Raw genomic sequence first — 15,645 nt, 5'->3', positions numbered from 1 at the left:
TGTAAGGGTCGTAACATAAGCAACAGTTTAATAATATCCGATTATTTTCATCCATAAACCTCCGATACCCATATAGATGAGCAACAGCAGAATACCAATTTCGAAGCCTTTTGTCCACCAAGATTTCAGATCTACGTAGCCGCTACCAAAATATACAGGTGCGGGACCGTGTCCGTAATGGGTAAGCACTCCATAAATAGAACCTATAAAACCAAGCATCATAGCAAGTAACATGCCGGGTATTCCTAAAGAAACTCCTACGCCCAGCATTGCTGCATACATTGCCGCCACATGAGCAGTAGCACTCGCAAAAATATAATGGCTGTAAAAGTAGACCAGAATGATGACCGGAAAAGCAACCATCCAGTTGAGTCCACCAATCTGTACTTTTATCAAATCACTAAACCAGCCTATAAAACCGAGCTCATTTAAAGAGCTTGCCATCATTACCAGTACCGCAAACCATACAATAGTATCCCAGGCTCCTTTTTCAGATTTTATATCTTCCCAGGTGAGTACAGAAGTCAGTAATAAAAGGGTAAGTCCGATAAATGCAGTTGTTGTTGCGTCGATAGACAGAGAACCTCCGAAAATCCATAAGGCTAAAAGGATAAAAAAGGCCAAAAGCATCAGCCATTCTTCTTTTTTTATCGCTCCCATTTCTTTCAGTTTCTGTGCTGCCATTTTTGGTGCATCTCCTGTTTTTTTAACTCCGGCGGATACAGTCTGTACAATACGAGTGGTACAGTAAAAAAAGCTACCAGACCGGGTACAAATCCTGCTGCTGCCCATGACATCCACGTAATATTAATCCCCAGATCGGCCGCAAATTTCTGACACATAGGGTTACTTGCTGTTCCGGTAAGGAACATGGAAGAAGCAATCAGATTCATATAATAACTGTTAAGCGTCAGATAAGAACCAATTTTTTTATGGGTAGAAATATCTTCAGGCATAGAACCGAAGCTGATGGCCATGGATTTCATAATAGGATAAATAATACCGCCACCGCGTGCTGTATTGCTCGGAATAGCAGGAGCAAGACATACATCTGCAAGACCAAGTCCGTATGCCAGTCCTAAAGAACTCTTACCGAATATTCTTATAAACATAAAAGCAATTCTGTTGCCCAGACCTGTCTTGATAAAACCTCTGGCAATAAAAAAGGAGATCCCAATAAGCCAGATCACTTTGTCACCAAAGCCACTTAGCGATTTAGTAACGGACAGCGCCGCATTACCCGGTGCCAGAACCTGTGTCAGGGCAGTGAAGCCAATAGCAAGCATACACATAGTACCCATAGGTGCTGCTTTGAGAATAATACCCAGAATAGTGGCTGCGAAAATGGCAAATAAATGCCAGGCATTATCTGTTACACCTTGCGGAACCGGTATAAACCAGATGATTAATGCAAAAGCAAAAGTAATTGCCATCTTCTTGATGTTTACTTCTTTCATAATTAGAATTTTTAGTTTATAGTCGGCTCTGAACCTGTAAAATAAACAGGTTACCATTATATTTGTTTGTATTTTCGATCTGATGTTTGTAATAGTCTATCTGCATTCCCATCTGTATTCTGGCACCATAGTTTTTTAAAAATTCCAAACTGATCATAGGAATCAGGGATTGTCTCGGATTGGAATTTTGTCTGAAATCTGTATCGAGATATTCATATCTGCAGGAAAATTCAATTGCTTTGAGGTTTTTATAATCGATTTCATATCGCATATTAGGTAAAAAATATACTCCGCGCATTTGATATTCATTAATATCTGGCAAACGGTCTGTTTCTTCGATTCCAAAATACAGGTTATGATTTACTGCCTGTTTGGCTTCTATCTGAATATCCAGATTCCATTTTGGAGCCAATTCAATATCTGTGGCTAGATCAACTCCCAAAGCATATACGCCTTTTTTAAAAACCTTACCGGCACCTCCGTTGATTCCGATATTCAACCCATATTTCTTTGATACATCAAATACAAGTCTTGTCAGAAATTGTTTGCCATTGTCCTTATCGGATACCTGATTTTTTCCGTTTCCGTTTACTACAGAAACAGCATATTGCATGGGAACTTTTCCAAGAGGCAGAGTACCTCCAACAGATGCACCGATCTGAAAGCTTGTCCATCCATTTTTTCCAAATTCAGTATATTGATTAGACCATTCAAGAGATTTAATAATATCTACAGGATAGGTTTCTTCAATACCAAACCAGGGACGAAATTGTCCTACTGTAATGGCTACTTTTTGATTAAAGGAATATCTGAGATACGCATTTTCCAAAACGCGGGTTTTGGGATCGTTTTTAAAATCGGCAAAATTGGCAAGTGCGACTACTTCAACTCTTCTGCTGATCTGACCTTTTACCTGTACACGCATATATTTTAAAGAAAAGCTGTTATTAGTAGCCGTTTCATCTGTATGATGAACACCCTCAACATCTACATGCTCTTTAAGACTGGCAGTATAGCGTCCCTGAAAGAGTCCCTTAAACTGAAATTTTGGATAGCTTTCCAATATTTCACCCTGAGTACTATCCGGGACCTGTGCATGCATTCCAAAACCCATCAATAAAACAAAGAAATAAGGAAAAGGCTGGCGAAGTAGAGATTTTTTCATATAGAAATATTTACGATATAAACGAATAAACTATTATGCATCAAATAAGCGGTATCAGATTTCATAGAATACTTTACTTACTTATTACTATTTATTGAACCCCATCTCCAATCTGCATTGGTTTGTTTGTTAACGCATCAAAATGAATCACAACATTAAAATAAGGGAATCATTCGCCACCTTTAGTATCAACTTTTTTGTTGATTGTTCAGTAAAAGTAGGAAGTTAAATCTGAATAAAAAAAATAAAAAATGTACTATTTTAATATTATTTTAAGTTAATTTATATTATTTTAATATATGAAATAAATGATTTGTTTATTATATGTATAGTTTATCTATAAAATAAATATTGTTAATTTTCTACTTTTAAAACTGCTTTCTTATTGTTTTAAAAAGCATATTTCTAAAAAAATCCGGTATTTTTGTAATCTTATATTTTATAAAATCAGATGCGGAGAATTTTGATTCTTTTTGGAGTATTCATACTGTTTTCATGTCAGAATAAGACAGATCAACTCCCATATTTAGGGAATCATACTGAAGGAGTTGTAAACGGGAAAATGCAGATAAAAAAATACTTTACCATTCCCGATTTTAAATTCAGAAATCAGGATAGTATTGTGATTACGAATAAAACGTTTGAAGATAAAATTTATATCGCTGATTTTATTTTTTTGAGTTGTCCCACAATTTGTCCTGTGATGAATCACGAAATGAAAAGAGTATATGATGTCTTTAAAGATAATGCTTCTGTTGTATTTGTCTCTCATACGGTAGATCCTGAAAACGATCAGATACCGGTTTTGAAAAGCTATGCACAAAACTTGGATGTTGACGGTAATAAATGGCATTTTTTACGCGGTACACAACAGGAAATTTTGCAAATAGCAGAGAAGGGATATTTTACTCAGGCTTATGCAGATGTGTCTGCTCCCGGAGGCTATGCACACAGTGCCGGATTTATTCTCGTAGATAAAAACAGACACATCCGTGGTGTATATGACGGTACAAATTCAAAAGATGTCGATAGATTGATAAAAGATATTGTAATTTTACTTGAAGAAAAATCCGTTTGATGAAAAAAGCATTTGTTTTTCTTTTTCTGCTCTCTTTTCTCTACCAAAGTACTTCCAGTTTTTGGATCATCACTTCATTTTATATCAATCAGGAATATATTGCTAAAAACATCTGTATCAACAGATTTGATGCAATTCCGGTATGTAATGGGAAATGTTACCTGTCTGCGGAGCTAAAAAAAGATCAGGACAAAGAAGGACAGATTCCAACTATAAAAACACCGGAAATACAACCGTTATTTCATCTTACATTTATTTACGAGGCTCCGTATCATTCTTTTATTCCTTTTCCTGAAAAGAGTTATCCGGTATATCAGTCTGAAGCACTGATTTTATATGTTTTATCAGGCGTTTTTCAACCTCCTGAAATTGTTTAACAGGACTATCGTTAAAACAATTTATTAAAACAAAAACAAATAAAAAATGCAAACTGTCACTGTACCTGTTTGCAATATAGACTTATTTGATGATAAAGCCAACCACTTTTGGTTAGGGAGTATAGCGGCCATAACCGAGCGGTATCCTGTGCTGGAACAGCATCATGAAAATCTTTTTTATAGCTTACTTTTTATAGAAAAAGCGGAGGGAACCGTAAACATTGACGGAACCAATTTCATTGCGGATCATGCCCAAATCATCATTATTAAGCCACATTGCATCAATAGTATAAAGCTCCACAAAGGAGCGGTGGGAAAACTCATCTGTTTTACAGAAGATTTTTTTTCCTTGCGTTACAATAATAATGTATTGTATCATTTTTCATTTTTAGAGACTTCGGTACAAAAAAATGTTTTTCTGGATGGGAAACAAATGGCTTACTGGAACACCCTATTGTATCTGATATGGAATGAATTTGAATTACAGAAAAAACAATCTGAAAAAGCGATTCGATCTTATCTCAATATTATATTGATAGAGCTCGACCGTTTACATAAGCCTTCAAAAGTAAGAGGATTTCACACGCCTGCACATGAAAAGGTATTGCATTTTCAGAAATTGACAGAAAAATATTTCAATATGCATAAATTACCTTCAGAGTATGCAAAAATGCTTTTTATCAGTACGAACTATCTGAATAAAATATGTAAAAAAATTACGGGGCAGACAGCAGGTGATCTTATCCGTAAGCAGGTAATTATTGAAGCACAGCGTATGCTGCATTATACAAATGACGCCATAAGTGAAATAGCCGGAAAATTAGGATTTGAACATGTTTCCTATTTTATAACTTTTTTTAAAAAACATACGGGTAAGACACCAGAAGAGTTTCGTAAAGGATCATTGCATTAACTTTTTAAAATGCTTATAAAAAACGTGCAGTAGTATTTTCCATAAAAAGCGGACTTTTAAAAGTCCGCTTTTTAAAATTCCGATAAACCTTTTTTCTATTATGTATGGATTATGATTCTTCAGGCGTCATAAAACCTCCTGAATACTTCTTAAAAAAATCTTTCTTATATACTTCTCCCAACGGAATTTCATGTTCTCCAACATACAGGGTATGATTGTCAAAGGATTCAATAAAATCTATATTAACCACATACGATTTGCTCACGCGAATAAATACCTCTGAAGCAATCTTTTGGTGGGCAGTTTTAAGATTCATAGCGGTGATCAGTTTTTGTGTCTGCGTATAAATCACCACATAATCTTTAAGGCCTTCAATAAACAGGATTTCTTTAAAATATACTTTGTAATAGCGTCGTTCTGATTTAATAAATAAAAAATCTTCTGTACTTCCTTCAAATGTGTTTTTTGGGGAATCTTTGGAAAGTAATCCTTTATAGGCAACAGCTTTAGCGATTGCTTTTTCAAGCCGATGCTTGTCAATCGGTTTTAATAAATAGCCAATAGCATCAAGTTCATAACTTTTCAATGCATATTGTGAATAAGCGGTAGTAAAAATGATCAATGTGTCTTTCGGCAGCTGTTCTGCAAACTCCAGTCCCGTTACTTTCGGCATCTGAATGTCTAAAAAAATCAGATCTACCTGATGGGTTTTTAAAAATTCTGCAGCTGTTACCGCATTCGAAAATTCTCCTGTAATTTTCAGATCAGACACTTCCTTTATAAGGGAACGCATTCCTTCTCTTGCGAGTGGCTCATCATCTACTATAATACAATTCATATCGGAAAATTTAAGTTTACGGTATAGCTGTTTTTCTTTTCTGTCAGGGTTAGATTGTATGCTTCACCATATAATAAATCGAGTCTTCTTCTTACGTTGACTAATCCGAGACCGCTGTTTTTATCATTGGATGTAATGTCTTCAGCACTTTTAGAATTGGTACATACAAAATACAGTATTTTATCTTTAATTTCCAGATCTATTTTTATAAAAGCAACCTGATCACTGATATCTACACTGTGTTTCACGGCATTCTCAATAAAATTAGTGAATAAATTAGGCGGTATAAATACCTTTTTATAATCTTCTGATGCGGTTTGAGTATTGATGGTAAAGATGAAATTATCTCTTCTTATTTTTTCAAGATTAAGAAAATTTGATAAAAAATTTATCTCAGAAATCAATGCTGTTTTTTCTTCATTATTTTCATAAAGCTGGTACCTTAAAAACTCCGATAATTTTAAGATTACCAAAGAGGCTTTATCAGGATTTGCCTTTGTAAGTACATTAACACTATTGAGCATATTGAAAAGAAAATGAGGATTGATCTGGTTTTTCAGTTCATTTAATTCCATACTCAGGGTAAGGTTTTTTAACTCATTAAGGCGTTCATTATCTTTTACCCAGCGTTGAATCAGTTTTAAGGTTGTGGTAACCATAATAAAAGGTGTAAGAAAAATAGTAGCTGAAATAATCACACGGGTCTGGCTGATTTCTATATGTTTTTCAATGATACGGTGCGGTTCAAAATACACAATCATAATCTCTGAAACAAAATAAATTCCGGCTCCAACCATGATCATGAGTAATACTATATATTGGATATACTTGGCTCTAAAGAAAAAAGCAGGTACCAATACATACATATTGATATAGAACATAAAGACAAACAGAACATACGTAATGAGCAAACTGTAAAACTCATACATGCCTGCATATTCCTCCCGTCCTTTAGTATTAAAAAGAATGATCATAAAACCGATAAGCATGATCAGGTGCCTGAAGATACGGTAACGGTCTTCAATCAGCAAATTGACCACCTGTCTGTTCTTTATATCATGTGCATTACAATCCATTTTATTTTATTTATTCTTTACAAAAGTAAACGTTAGAGAAGATAAGTATCTATAAATTATACAAGATGTGCTTTTTTTTATACCAAGTATGTAAAAATAAACTTTCGTATAAAATATATACCGTTTCGTATAATAAAAAAAGAACCATTGCCTCATTGTTCTTCATTTGTATAAAAATAGCAGATATGTATTTAGAGGAATTTCAAAAATGGGCAGATGAAATTGACACATTTTGTCTGCCGGAAAACGAGCATGAAGAAAAAATAATTCAGGTAGTAGATCTACGTCATTTTATAGAATGCTATAAGCCTTCACTTACGATTATCGACTGTCTGAATCATAAGATCAATATTGTGTCTGATCTGGGAGTCAGAAAAGGAATTGTATTTTTTGATTATAAAGAAATAAGCAAAGCAGAAGCTCATTCCTTTTTGTATGAATCCGCTGCACTCGAAGATTTTAAAAAAGAATCAGGTATTGAAGAACTCTGGTTTGTTTTTGTAAAAGAACAAAATGATATTAATGATGAAGAAATCTTCGAATTTACAGCTGCAAAGCAACTGACCGATTTTTATAACAAAATTTTCATCTTTCATTTCTTTCCATCTATTATTCACGAACTAAATTAAAAGTATGATTGAGGTTTTTAAAACGAACATTCAAAATATTAAAGAAGCATATTTTGTTATGTCACAGTTATTGAAACGCTTTCCCGACTATAAAATTAATTTTGATCTCGAAGATTGCGACAATATACTTCGAATCGACGGGACTGTTGTACATCCGCAAATTATTGTTGAGTGTATTACAGCGTTAGGATATGAATGTGCTGAATTGACCTGATTATTTATGTGTTCGGCATAAATATTTTTATCACTTAGGTTTATAGAAAACCATTCGGCCTAACCCTCGATTTTTGTTCTTCTGCAGATTATTAGTACATTTGCTGTGATGAAAAAAATGCTCACCATTTTCTTTTTGATTTCCTATCTGGTATCTACAACCCAGCTTTCACAGGTGTTGCGGTTGCCTATTTTGGTAGAGCATTTTATAGAACATACCGAGAAAGATCATGATTTATCTTTGTGGCATTTTTTAGTATTGCACTATGATCATCATGAACCGGACGGAGATTATGAAACCGATAGAAAGTTACCGTTTATGACTCCGTCAGACATGGCTACTATCGTGGTTTATTTTAATGATCCTTATCACTTTGTAATAAAGAATGAACTCATTCAGGGCAGAGAAATCTTTTTTCACTATGAGCCCAATGTTCAATCTTCGTATTTATCTGCTATCTGGCAGCCGCCAAAATTCTGTTAATTCAATTTAGATACGTTTATTAAAGCTGTTTCCTAAGGGAATGGCTCAGTTATTTATTTGATTAACAGTAAAAATTTATGCTTAATAAAATCATTGAGTTTTCTATAAAGAACAAACTCATCATTGCGCTATTTACTTTTGCGCTTATTCTGCTGGGCGTATATGAAACCACAAAACTTCCTATTGATGCCCAACCCGATATAACCAATAATCAGGTACAGATAATTACTGTAGCTCCATCGTTTGGAGCTGTTGATATAGAACGATTGGTAACTTTTCCGATCGAACAGGCAAACAGTAATATCAGTGGTATTGAAGAAATCCGCAGCTTTTCCAGATTCGGGCTGTCATTAGTAACTATTGTATTCAATGATGAAACCGATATTTACTGGGCCCGTCAGCAGGTTGCCGAACGTTTACAAAAAATTCAGTCAGAAATTCCTCAAAGTATCGGAACTCCTGAACTCGGGCCCATTTCTACCGGATTGGGCGAAATATACCAGTATGTAGTAAGAGCAGAAAAAGGGTACGAAGATCAGTATGATGAAACGGAACTCAGAACCATACAGGATTGGGTAGTACGCAGGCAGTTATTAGGGGTTAAAGGGGTTGCTGATGTAAGCAGTTTTGGAGGCAAACTCAAACAATATGAAATTGCAGTAAACCCACATAAATTGCAATCTTTTAACCTCACCATTAATGATGTCTTTTCTGCTTTGGAAAACAACAACCAAAATACCGGAGGAGCTTATATTGAGAAAGCGGAAACCGTACTTTTTATCCGTAGTGAAGGCTTGATCGGAAACGTTGAGGATATTGAAAATATTTCAGTGACCCACGGTACATCAGGCATTCCGGTATTTCTGAAAGATGTTGCTGAAATCAATATAGGTCATGCAATACGCTATGGAGCCATGACCTATAATGATGAAGGTGAAGTTTCCGGAGCTATTGTAATGATGCTCAAAGGAGCGAATAGCAACGAAGTAATAAAGAATGTTAAAGAACGCATCGAAGTCATACAGAAAACCCTTCCGGAAGGTGTCGTTATTGAGCCTTTTTTAGACAGGACAAAAATGGTAAACAATACAATCGATACCATTAAAACAAACTTGTTGGAAGGTGCCTTGATTGTCGTATTCATTCTTGTTGTTTTTTTGGGCAATTTCAGAGCGGGTTTTCTGGTTGCATCTGTCATTCCTCTATCCATGTTATTTGCCATCATTATGATGAATATTTTTGGAGTAGGAGGCAACCTGATGAGCTTGGGTGCTTTGGATTTCGGTCTTATTGTTGACGGAGCGGTCATCATTGTAGAGGCGGTCATGCATCAACTCTATCATCATAAAAAAATTGGTTTACAAAATGGCATTTCTCAAAAAGAAATGGACGGTCAGGTAGCTTCTTCGGCAACGAAAATGGTCAACAGTGCTGTATTCGGACAAATCATTATTCTTATTGTATATCTGCCGATTTTTACTCTGGAAGGTATCGAAGGTAAAATGTTTAAACCAATGGCACAAACCGTTGCTTTTGCTCTCATCGGAGCTTTTATACTTTCTTTGACTTATATTCCTATGATGAGTGCTTTAGTATTGAGCAAAAAGAAAAAGCAAAAACCCAATCTGTCTGACAAAGCCATGACTGTTGTTGAAAACAAACACCAGAGAGCATTAATCAAAGTATTGCGTTATCCTAAACTGGTAATTGGCCTTGTTATTACACTTTTCGCAGGGGCTGTGATCACCCTGGGCAATCTCGGTGGTGAGTTTATTCCTTCTTTAGAGGAAGGAGATTTCGCGGTAGAAACGAGAATTCTGTCCGGAAGCAATCTGACCACAACAATTGCCTATATGGACCAGGCAGCTCATATACTGAAAACACAATTTCCGGAGGTAGAAAAAGTAGTCACAAAAATAGGAAGCGGTGAAATACCTACAGAGCCAATGCCAATGGATGCTGGAGATATGATCATTGTTTTAAAACCCAAAAAAGAATGGACATCCGCTAAAACATTTCCGGAATTAGCGGAAAAAATGAGTACAGCACTCAAAGTTATTCCTGGGATGACAACAGGTTTTCAGTTTCCGGTGCAGATGCGTTTTAATGAATTGATGACAGGAGCACGTCAGGATGTGGTTGTAAAAATTTTCGGTGAAAACTTAGATACTTTAGCGCATCAGGCTCAAAAATTAGGAGAAATTATCCATACTGTCAAAGGTGCAGAGGATCTTTATATAGAGCCTGTTACAGGAATGCCACAGGTGGTTATTGAGTACAATCGCGAGATGATTGCCCGTTATCGTCTTACAATAAACGATGTAAACCATATCGTAAATATGGCATTTGCAGGGCAGAGTACGGGAAGGGTATTTGAAGAAGAAAAGCGTTTTGATTTGGTGGTACGATTAGACCAGACACAGAGAAAAAATCTTGATGATATCAGAAATCTTCTCATTCCTGTTTCTGATGGTACACAAATACCTCTGTATCAATTGGCAACGGTAGATTTTAAAAATGGTCCTAATCAGATTCAACGGGAAGATGCTAAGAGAAGAATTGTTGTAGGTTTTAATGTCAGAAACCGTGATGTACAGAGTTTGGTAGAAGAACTTCGCCAAAAGGCAGACTTGCAAATGAAGCTGCCTGCGGGCTATTATACGACCTATGGCGGTGCATTTGAAAATCTCAATAAGGCAAAAGACCGGTTGATGATCGCTGTACCCGTTTCTATGGCACTTATCTTTTTACTGCTGTTTTTTGCTTTCCGCTCCGTAAAGCACAGTTTACTGATTTATACCGCCATTCCATTATCTGCTATCGGAGGTGTCTATTTACTTGCTTTAAGAGGTATGCCGTTTAGTATCAGTGCGGGTATAGGGTTTATTGCTCTGTTTGGAGTGGCTGTACTCAATGGTATTGTATTAATATCGGAATTTAACAGACTCAAACAAAACGGAATTAACAATACAACAAGAATTGTTCTTCTCGGAACGAGAATACGTTTGAGACCGGTATTAATGACTGCATTTGTTGCCTCTCTTGGTTTTCTGCCGATGGCGATCAGTACCGGTTCTGGTGCAGAGGTACAAAGACCGCTTGCTACTGTTGTGATTGGTGGACTTTTGCTGGCTACTTTTCTAACGCTATTTGTACTTCCGGTACTCTATATCATCTTTGAGAAAATCCAAAAACCTATGATGAAATTCAAAAAAACAAAAATAACTACAGTCCTTTTTTTATTCATGTTTGCAGCAATGCCTGTTTACTCCCAAAACATTACTCTTGAAGAAGCAATTGATACAGCTCTGAAGAATAATTATGAAGTAAAGGATAAAAATCTGATAGCGCTCTATCACCAAAAACAGCAGCAAACCTATTTAGAACTTCCAGCCATCAATATTACAGGAGAATTCGGACAGGTAAATTATGACGGAACGGATCAAAAAATCGGCGTTTCACAGTCTTTTAGTTTTCCTACAGTTTATTCCAGCCGTAAAAAAGTATTGTACGAATACTGGAATGCCAGTAAACTCTCACAACAGCTTACGGAACGTGAAGTAAAGAAAGTCGTGACAGAAAACTTTTACCACTTACTGGTACTCAGAGAAAGAGAGATTTTGCTGACTAAGAACCACCGGTTATATACTGCATTTGCAGAAAAAGCGTTATTGCGGTTTGAAAAAGGAGCTTCCAATCTTATGGAGAAAGCTTCTGCAGAACTACAGCTGGAAAAAGTTGTGGTTACCTTTTCAGCATCCTTTTATGAGAAATCTGCAAAGGATACTTTTATTCTCAATTCAGAATTGTTCTTTGGGTATGAAGATGAAATATACGTAACAAAAGCTATTGGCAGCGCAGAAGATTTTAAAAGTCTCATCGTAGAAAGGCTTGCTATGTATAAAATTAAAGCGAATGACCTTTATCTGGCTGTTGCTCATAACTGTATTGAGTCACTTCTTTTAGATGGTCTTCTTGATCTTCAGACGAAAAACGGAATAGGACGCAGAGATTATTCCAGTCTTAAGATAGTCAACCAATTTAAAGTATTGCTTCAGAAAAATTATAAGATAGACCGCAGAGTTTCCTTTTATGCTGATTTACTCCATATTACTCCCAGGAGATTGTCTGAGATGTCAGAAGAAATACTGGGTATGAGTGCCAAACAGGTGATCATTGATAAGGTTTTAAAAGAAGGATTACTCATGCTGAAACATACCCCCCTTACCATTACTGAAGTCATGTATGAGTTGGGTTTTAAGGATGAGGGAAATTTTAGTGCCTTTTTCAAAACACATACCGGCAGCAATCCGAAAGAACTCAGGCTTATGGAACCAGAACTCAATTAAAAAGCGGAAGAAAATTTTTCATGTTTTCTTCCGCTTTTTAAATTATAACAAATCTCCAGTTACTTTACTACATATCCTAAAACTTCATAATAGCGCAGAATCCTGTCTGTTGGAATTTTTATAGGTTCATAAATCAGATTACCATCTGCTGAACGGTCTTCATTTGAACTATAAGCAACTATTGTATTAGCTTCATCAGCTTTTTGTATGCGTTTGATGAAGAAACCATCAACCGTGAGAACAGCGTAGTTGTGACCCCACACTATCGCTTTGGAGTCATCAATTTCTTTTAGGGCAAGTACACATCCGTTGGGATATTCTTTCATGTGATTGCCATAATATTTGAATGTAGCGGTCGCAGCAGGAAACCAGTCTCCTGTATTAATAAAGGCTACAGGAGAAATATTTTTAAAATGCTCATCTTGTGAGGTGACTTTTTTACTTTCTCCGGTCTTATGAATAGTATCATAAAGAGGAACAAGAGGACTCTTTTTATATTCTATAGGAATATCATCTGTAAGAAGATATGTTTTATCATCGTTCTCATATAAACCTGAAAACAGCCAATCGTAACTTATTTCGAGTTTCGTGTGAAGCTTTACAATAAAGTCAAGTTTAGGAAGTGTTTTGCTTCTGTAATTTCGGATGTTAGCTTCACTCGTGTCCATAAACTCAGCGAATTTCGAATTATTTCCTTTAAATTCTTTTAAGGCAATAGCATTGATTTTCTGATTTATGTAATTCATAAATAAATTATTTATTCTGTTTTTCGAAAAATCATTCGAATTAAATTTGTTTTTTCGAATTATGTTTCGATATTTGTTATATCACGTGAAACAAAGGTATAATAAATCACATAAGTTTGTTATGAAATTAGAACAAATAAAGAACAAAATTCGATATGGTGATTACATCACGCTTTCAGAAATGCTAAATACAACTGCAGACTCAGCTAAGATGAGAATCCGTAGAAATGATAAGATAGCTATGGAAGCATTGATAGAAATCATCAGAAGCAGGGAAAGACTTATTAGAAGTTATAAAAAGAAAAGTAAATAAAAGTAAAAGGCCTTTTGCTTTATGGATAAGATGAAAAAGATTGATGAGGAAAATTTATTTTATAAATCAATTACACATGGACACTATTTATCAGATTACCGAGCAATTAAAAGAAGATGGCTTCAGTATAAACTATATAAAAAACTTAATTACGAGAAATCAGGGTAATACCTATTTTAATACACTTGATTATTTTAATATCTTTTGGTTTCCAAATTCTTCTGTATTTGTTGTAGAAGGTATTGAATATTCGATTGAAGCCAATAGCTTTGTATTTATCGGTCCCGGAAAAAATATTTGTTTTGGAAAATTTGCACATAAAGAAAAAACGGTCGGATTTACATTTTCTTCCACTTTTTATGAAAAATCAGCCAATGACAGTTTTTTCTTAATTCAGAATTATTTTTTACTTCAGATTCCAATGTTTTTATTCTTCAATCTATAAGGTCCCGAGAACAGATAAAACAGTTTATTGTAGAACGTTTAACATTCTATAAAGAGAAAGATCACGGATTGTATATATCTGTGGCACATAATTCTATAGAGAGTATCATTTTAGACGGTTTGCTTATTCTCGAATCTACACACAGAATAGAGACCAATAAGTACACTTATATTGAAATAGTCAATAGGTTTCGCGTGTTACTGCAACAACACTATAAGACGGAACGAACGGTTGGTTTCTATGCAAAACAATTAAATGTGCCGCCCAGAAGGCTGAGCCTCATGGCGGAGGAATTATTGGGGAAGTCTGCCAAACAGATGATCAGTGAAAAGGTAATCAATGAGAGTATTCGCATTTTGCGCTATACACATCTTACCATTGCAGAAATAACCTATGAGTTGGGCTTTACAGATGAAGGTAATTTCAGTTCCTTTATAAAAAAACATACGGGTAAAAAACCCAAAGAAATAAGGTTGGAGCATTCCGAAGAAATGAAAAAGAAAAATCCTTAAAAAACCATTTCTAAGAAGATTTTTATCCTGACGAAGCCCTCTTTTAGAAAATAAATGTGTCAGAAATAATTTTTTCTGGCCTATCTGGCTGTTTTATAACCATAAACGACTCTGTTTTTTATCTTAAAAAAAACTAAAAAACCTAACGCTTGTTAAGGAAAATATCCTACATTTACTATAGTTCACAACTATTAAAAACAGTTGAAAACTACTAAAAAAAATACAGTATGATAAGGAAATTCTTTACAATAGGAGCTTTGGCAGGATTTTGTATGGCAGTAAATGCACAAAGCAAAGGAGGCGTTGTTTTAAATGTAAAATTACACCCTATACAGACACTGGTAGTCAATAAATCACAAAATGAAGTGAATCTGAACTACGTTACAAAAGAAGATTATGCAGGTGGTGTTACAAGTAAGCAGACAGACCATCTTACCATATACAGTACAAGCGGTTTTCAGGTAAAAGTTAAAAGTAATGTTCAGCTTAGCGGTACTCAGCAAAATATAGCATCCAATACGATTTCAGTTACTCCATCAGCAGGATCAAAGCCATTGCCAAATGCTAATTATATCAGCAGGAAGCTATCTTCTGAAGAACAATCTATTATTTTAAGTACTACAGGCGGAACCGATAGAAATTTTACAATTGATTACAGTGGGGCGGGTGGTGATGCTTATATCAACTATTATAACAGCTCTGAAAATACTTCTGTATACACTACAGAGGTTCTTTATACCATAATTGCGCAATAACCAAAATATCTTATTTCTTTTCTGGGTTCAATGACTAAAAAAGTAAGTGCTTAAAAGTAAAAATAGGCACTTTTTTTATTTCTTCTTTTTTCTTTTTAAAAAAACGCTGCTACGATTGGGTCGCATATTATAAAAAGTTATCAAAACATACTTTTTTCTCTCTTTTTTCCCTTCCGTTTTTTACATCTTTACATTGCTTTAAAACGCACAAGTTGGTACAATAGGTTTTTATTAGCTGTTATATCCTCTATAATTGGGTTGATAACGTTTAAAAGAGTTTGATTTTTATAAGATA

15 protein-coding genes and 1 pseudogene are annotated in these 15,645 nt (G+C 35.1%); 11 read left to right on the top strand and 5 right to left on the bottom strand.

The window, feature by feature from the left end; genetic code table 11:
- Nucleotides 1–27 precede the first annotated feature (27 nt).
- Both QW060_RS20630 and QW060_RS20625 read right to left on the bottom strand, forming a co-directional pair.
- Nucleotides 28–1,457, bottom strand: a pseudogene (locus QW060_RS20630) (anion permease).
- Nucleotides 1,458–1,473: 16 nt separating this feature from the next.
- Nucleotides 1,474–2,622 carry a porin gene (locus tag QW060_RS20625; protein ID WP_317623164.1) on the bottom strand — a complete coding sequence of 383 codons (1,149 nt, stop codon included), beginning with the start codon at nt 2,620–2,622 and terminating at the stop codon, nt 1,474–1,476.
- Between the two features lie 451 nt (nt 2,623–3,073).
- On the opposite strand from QW060_RS20625, the gene QW060_RS20620 reads away from it, so the two are divergent.
- Genes QW060_RS20620 through QW060_RS20610 form a run of 3 tightly spaced genes read left to right on the top strand, consistent with a single transcriptional unit; the run spans nt 3,074 to nt 4,990 of the window.
- A complete protein-coding gene (locus QW060_RS20620; protein ID WP_290362675.1) occupies nt 3,074–3,700 on the top strand; it encodes an SCO family protein in 627 nt (208 codons plus the stop codon).
- A complete protein-coding gene (locus tag QW060_RS20615) occupies nt 3,700–4,077 on the top strand; it encodes a hypothetical protein (RefSeq protein WP_290362676.1) in 378 nt (125 codons plus the stop codon). The genes QW060_RS20620 and QW060_RS20615 overlap by 1 nt, the downstream gene beginning before the upstream one ends.
- Nucleotides 4,078–4,123: 46 nt before the next feature.
- Entirely contained in the window at nt 4,124–4,990 is an 867-nt protein-coding gene (locus QW060_RS20610; protein ID WP_290362677.1) for a helix-turn-helix domain-containing protein, read from the top strand.
- Between the two features lie 109 nt (nt 4,991–5,099).
- Here QW060_RS20610 and QW060_RS20605 read toward each other — a convergent pair whose 3' ends face one another.
- Nucleotides 5,100–5,828, bottom strand: coding sequence for a LytR/AlgR family response regulator transcription factor (locus QW060_RS20605; RefSeq protein ID WP_290362678.1), 729 nt, complete (start codon nt 5,826–5,828; stop codon nt 5,100–5,102).
- Nucleotides 5,825–6,904 carry a sensor histidine kinase gene (locus QW060_RS20600; protein ID WP_290362679.1) on the bottom strand — a complete coding sequence of 360 codons (1,080 nt, stop codon included), beginning with the start codon at nt 6,902–6,904 and terminating at the stop codon, nt 5,825–5,827. Before QW060_RS20600 ends, QW060_RS20605 begins: the two co-directional genes overlap by 4 nt.
- Nucleotides 6,905–6,969: 65 nt before the next feature.
- On the opposite strand from QW060_RS20600, the gene QW060_RS20595 reads away from it, so the two are divergent.
- The 4 genes from QW060_RS20595 (at nt 6,970) to QW060_RS20580 (ending at nt 12,579) form a co-directional block, all read left to right on the top strand.
- A complete protein-coding gene (locus QW060_RS20595) occupies nt 6,970–7,533 on the top strand; it encodes a hypothetical protein (protein ID WP_290362680.1) in 564 nt (187 codons plus the stop codon).
- A gap of 4 nt (nt 7,534–7,537) precedes the next feature.
- On the top strand, nt 7,538–7,747 hold the full coding sequence (locus QW060_RS20590) for a hypothetical protein (protein WP_290362681.1): 210 nt from the start codon (nt 7,538–7,540) through the stop codon (nt 7,745–7,747).
- A gap of 108 nt (nt 7,748–7,855) precedes the next feature.
- On the top strand, nt 7,856–8,230 hold the full coding sequence (locus tag QW060_RS20585; RefSeq protein ID WP_290362682.1) for a hypothetical protein: 375 nt from the start codon (nt 7,856–7,858) through the stop codon (nt 8,228–8,230).
- Between the two features lie 77 nt (nt 8,231–8,307).
- Complete coding sequence (locus tag QW060_RS20580; RefSeq protein ID WP_290365057.1) at nt 8,308–12,579, top strand: CusA/CzcA family heavy metal efflux RND transporter; 4,272 nt, start codon at nt 8,308–8,310, stop codon at nt 12,577–12,579.
- 59 nt (nt 12,580–12,638) lie between these two features.
- Here QW060_RS20580 and QW060_RS20575 read toward each other — a convergent pair whose 3' ends face one another.
- Nucleotides 12,639–13,325 carry a hypothetical protein gene (locus QW060_RS20575; RefSeq protein WP_290364309.1) on the bottom strand — a complete coding sequence of 229 codons (687 nt, stop codon included), beginning with the start codon at nt 13,323–13,325 and terminating at the stop codon, nt 12,639–12,641.
- A gap of 121 nt (nt 13,326–13,446) precedes the next feature.
- Here QW060_RS20575 and QW060_RS20570 point away from each other — a divergent pair, with 121 nt between their 5' ends.
- The 4 genes from QW060_RS20570 (at nt 13,447) to QW060_RS20555 (ending at nt 15,350) form a co-directional block, all read left to right on the top strand.
- On the top strand, nt 13,447–13,638 hold the full coding sequence (locus tag QW060_RS20570; protein ID WP_290364308.1) for a hypothetical protein: 192 nt from the start codon (nt 13,447–13,449) through the stop codon (nt 13,636–13,638).
- Nucleotides 13,639–13,714: 76 nt separating this feature from the next.
- Nucleotides 13,715–14,083 carry a hypothetical protein gene (locus tag QW060_RS20565; RefSeq protein ID WP_290365056.1) on the top strand — a complete coding sequence of 123 codons (369 nt, stop codon included), beginning with the start codon at nt 13,715–13,717 and terminating at the stop codon, nt 14,081–14,083.
- An 80-nt stretch (nt 14,084–14,163) separates the two neighbouring features.
- The gene (locus QW060_RS20560; protein WP_290365055.1) at nt 14,164–14,595 is read left to right on the top strand and encodes a helix-turn-helix domain-containing protein; all 432 of its coding nucleotides are present in this window, start codon (nt 14,164–14,166) and stop codon (nt 14,593–14,595) included.
- 227 nt (nt 14,596–14,822) lie between these two features.
- Complete coding sequence (locus tag QW060_RS20555; protein WP_290364306.1) at nt 14,823–15,350, top strand: hypothetical protein; 528 nt, start codon at nt 14,823–14,825, stop codon at nt 15,348–15,350.
- The last annotated feature ends 295 nt before the right edge of the window (nt 15,351–15,645 follow it).

Source organism: Paenimyroides ceti (assembly GCF_030409925.1).
Note: the sequence above shows the minus strand (reverse complement) of the source record. Positions and strands in the feature narration are given on the sequence as shown.

Bases quoted from the DNA above. Each gene is read 5' to 3' on its own strand.
- QW060_RS20625 (WP_317623164.1), bottom strand. From the start codon at position 2,622: ATGAAAAAATCTCTACTTCGCCAGCCTTTTCCTTATTTCTTTGTTTTA.
- QW060_RS20620 (WP_290362675.1), top strand. From the start codon at position 3,074: ATGCGGAGAATTTTGATTCTTTTTGGAGTATTCATACTGTTTTCATGT.
- QW060_RS20615 (WP_290362676.1), top strand. From the start codon at position 3,700: ATGAAAAAAGCATTTGTTTTTCTTTTTCTGCTCTCTTTTCTCTACCAA.
- QW060_RS20610 (WP_290362677.1), top strand. From the start codon at position 4,124: ATGCAAACTGTCACTGTACCTGTTTGCAATATAGACTTATTTGATGAT.
- QW060_RS20605 (WP_290362678.1), bottom strand. From the start codon at position 5,828: ATGAATTGTATTATAGTAGATGATGAGCCACTCGCAAGAGAAGGAATG.
- QW060_RS20600 (WP_290362679.1), bottom strand. From the start codon at position 6,904: ATGGATTGTAATGCACATGATATAAAGAACAGACAGGTGGTCAATTTG.
- QW060_RS20595 (WP_290362680.1), top strand. From the start codon at position 6,970: ATGTGCTTTTTTTTATACCAAGTATGTAAAAATAAACTTTCGTATAAA.
- QW060_RS20590 (WP_290362681.1), top strand. From the start codon at position 7,538: ATGATTGAGGTTTTTAAAACGAACATTCAAAATATTAAAGAAGCATAT.
- QW060_RS20585 (WP_290362682.1), top strand. From the start codon at position 7,856: ATGAAAAAAATGCTCACCATTTTCTTTTTGATTTCCTATCTGGTATCT.
- QW060_RS20580 (WP_290365057.1), top strand. From the start codon at position 8,308: ATGCTTAATAAAATCATTGAGTTTTCTATAAAGAACAAACTCATCATT.
- QW060_RS20575 (WP_290364309.1), bottom strand. From the start codon at position 13,325: ATGAATTACATAAATCAGAAAATCAATGCTATTGCCTTAAAAGAATTT.
- QW060_RS20570 (WP_290364308.1), top strand. From the start codon at position 13,447: ATGAAATTAGAACAAATAAAGAACAAAATTCGATATGGTGATTACATC.
- QW060_RS20565 (WP_290365056.1), top strand. From the start codon at position 13,715: ATGGACACTATTTATCAGATTACCGAGCAATTAAAAGAAGATGGCTTC.
- QW060_RS20555 (WP_290364306.1), top strand. From the start codon at position 14,823: ATGATAAGGAAATTCTTTACAATAGGAGCTTTGGCAGGATTTTGTATG.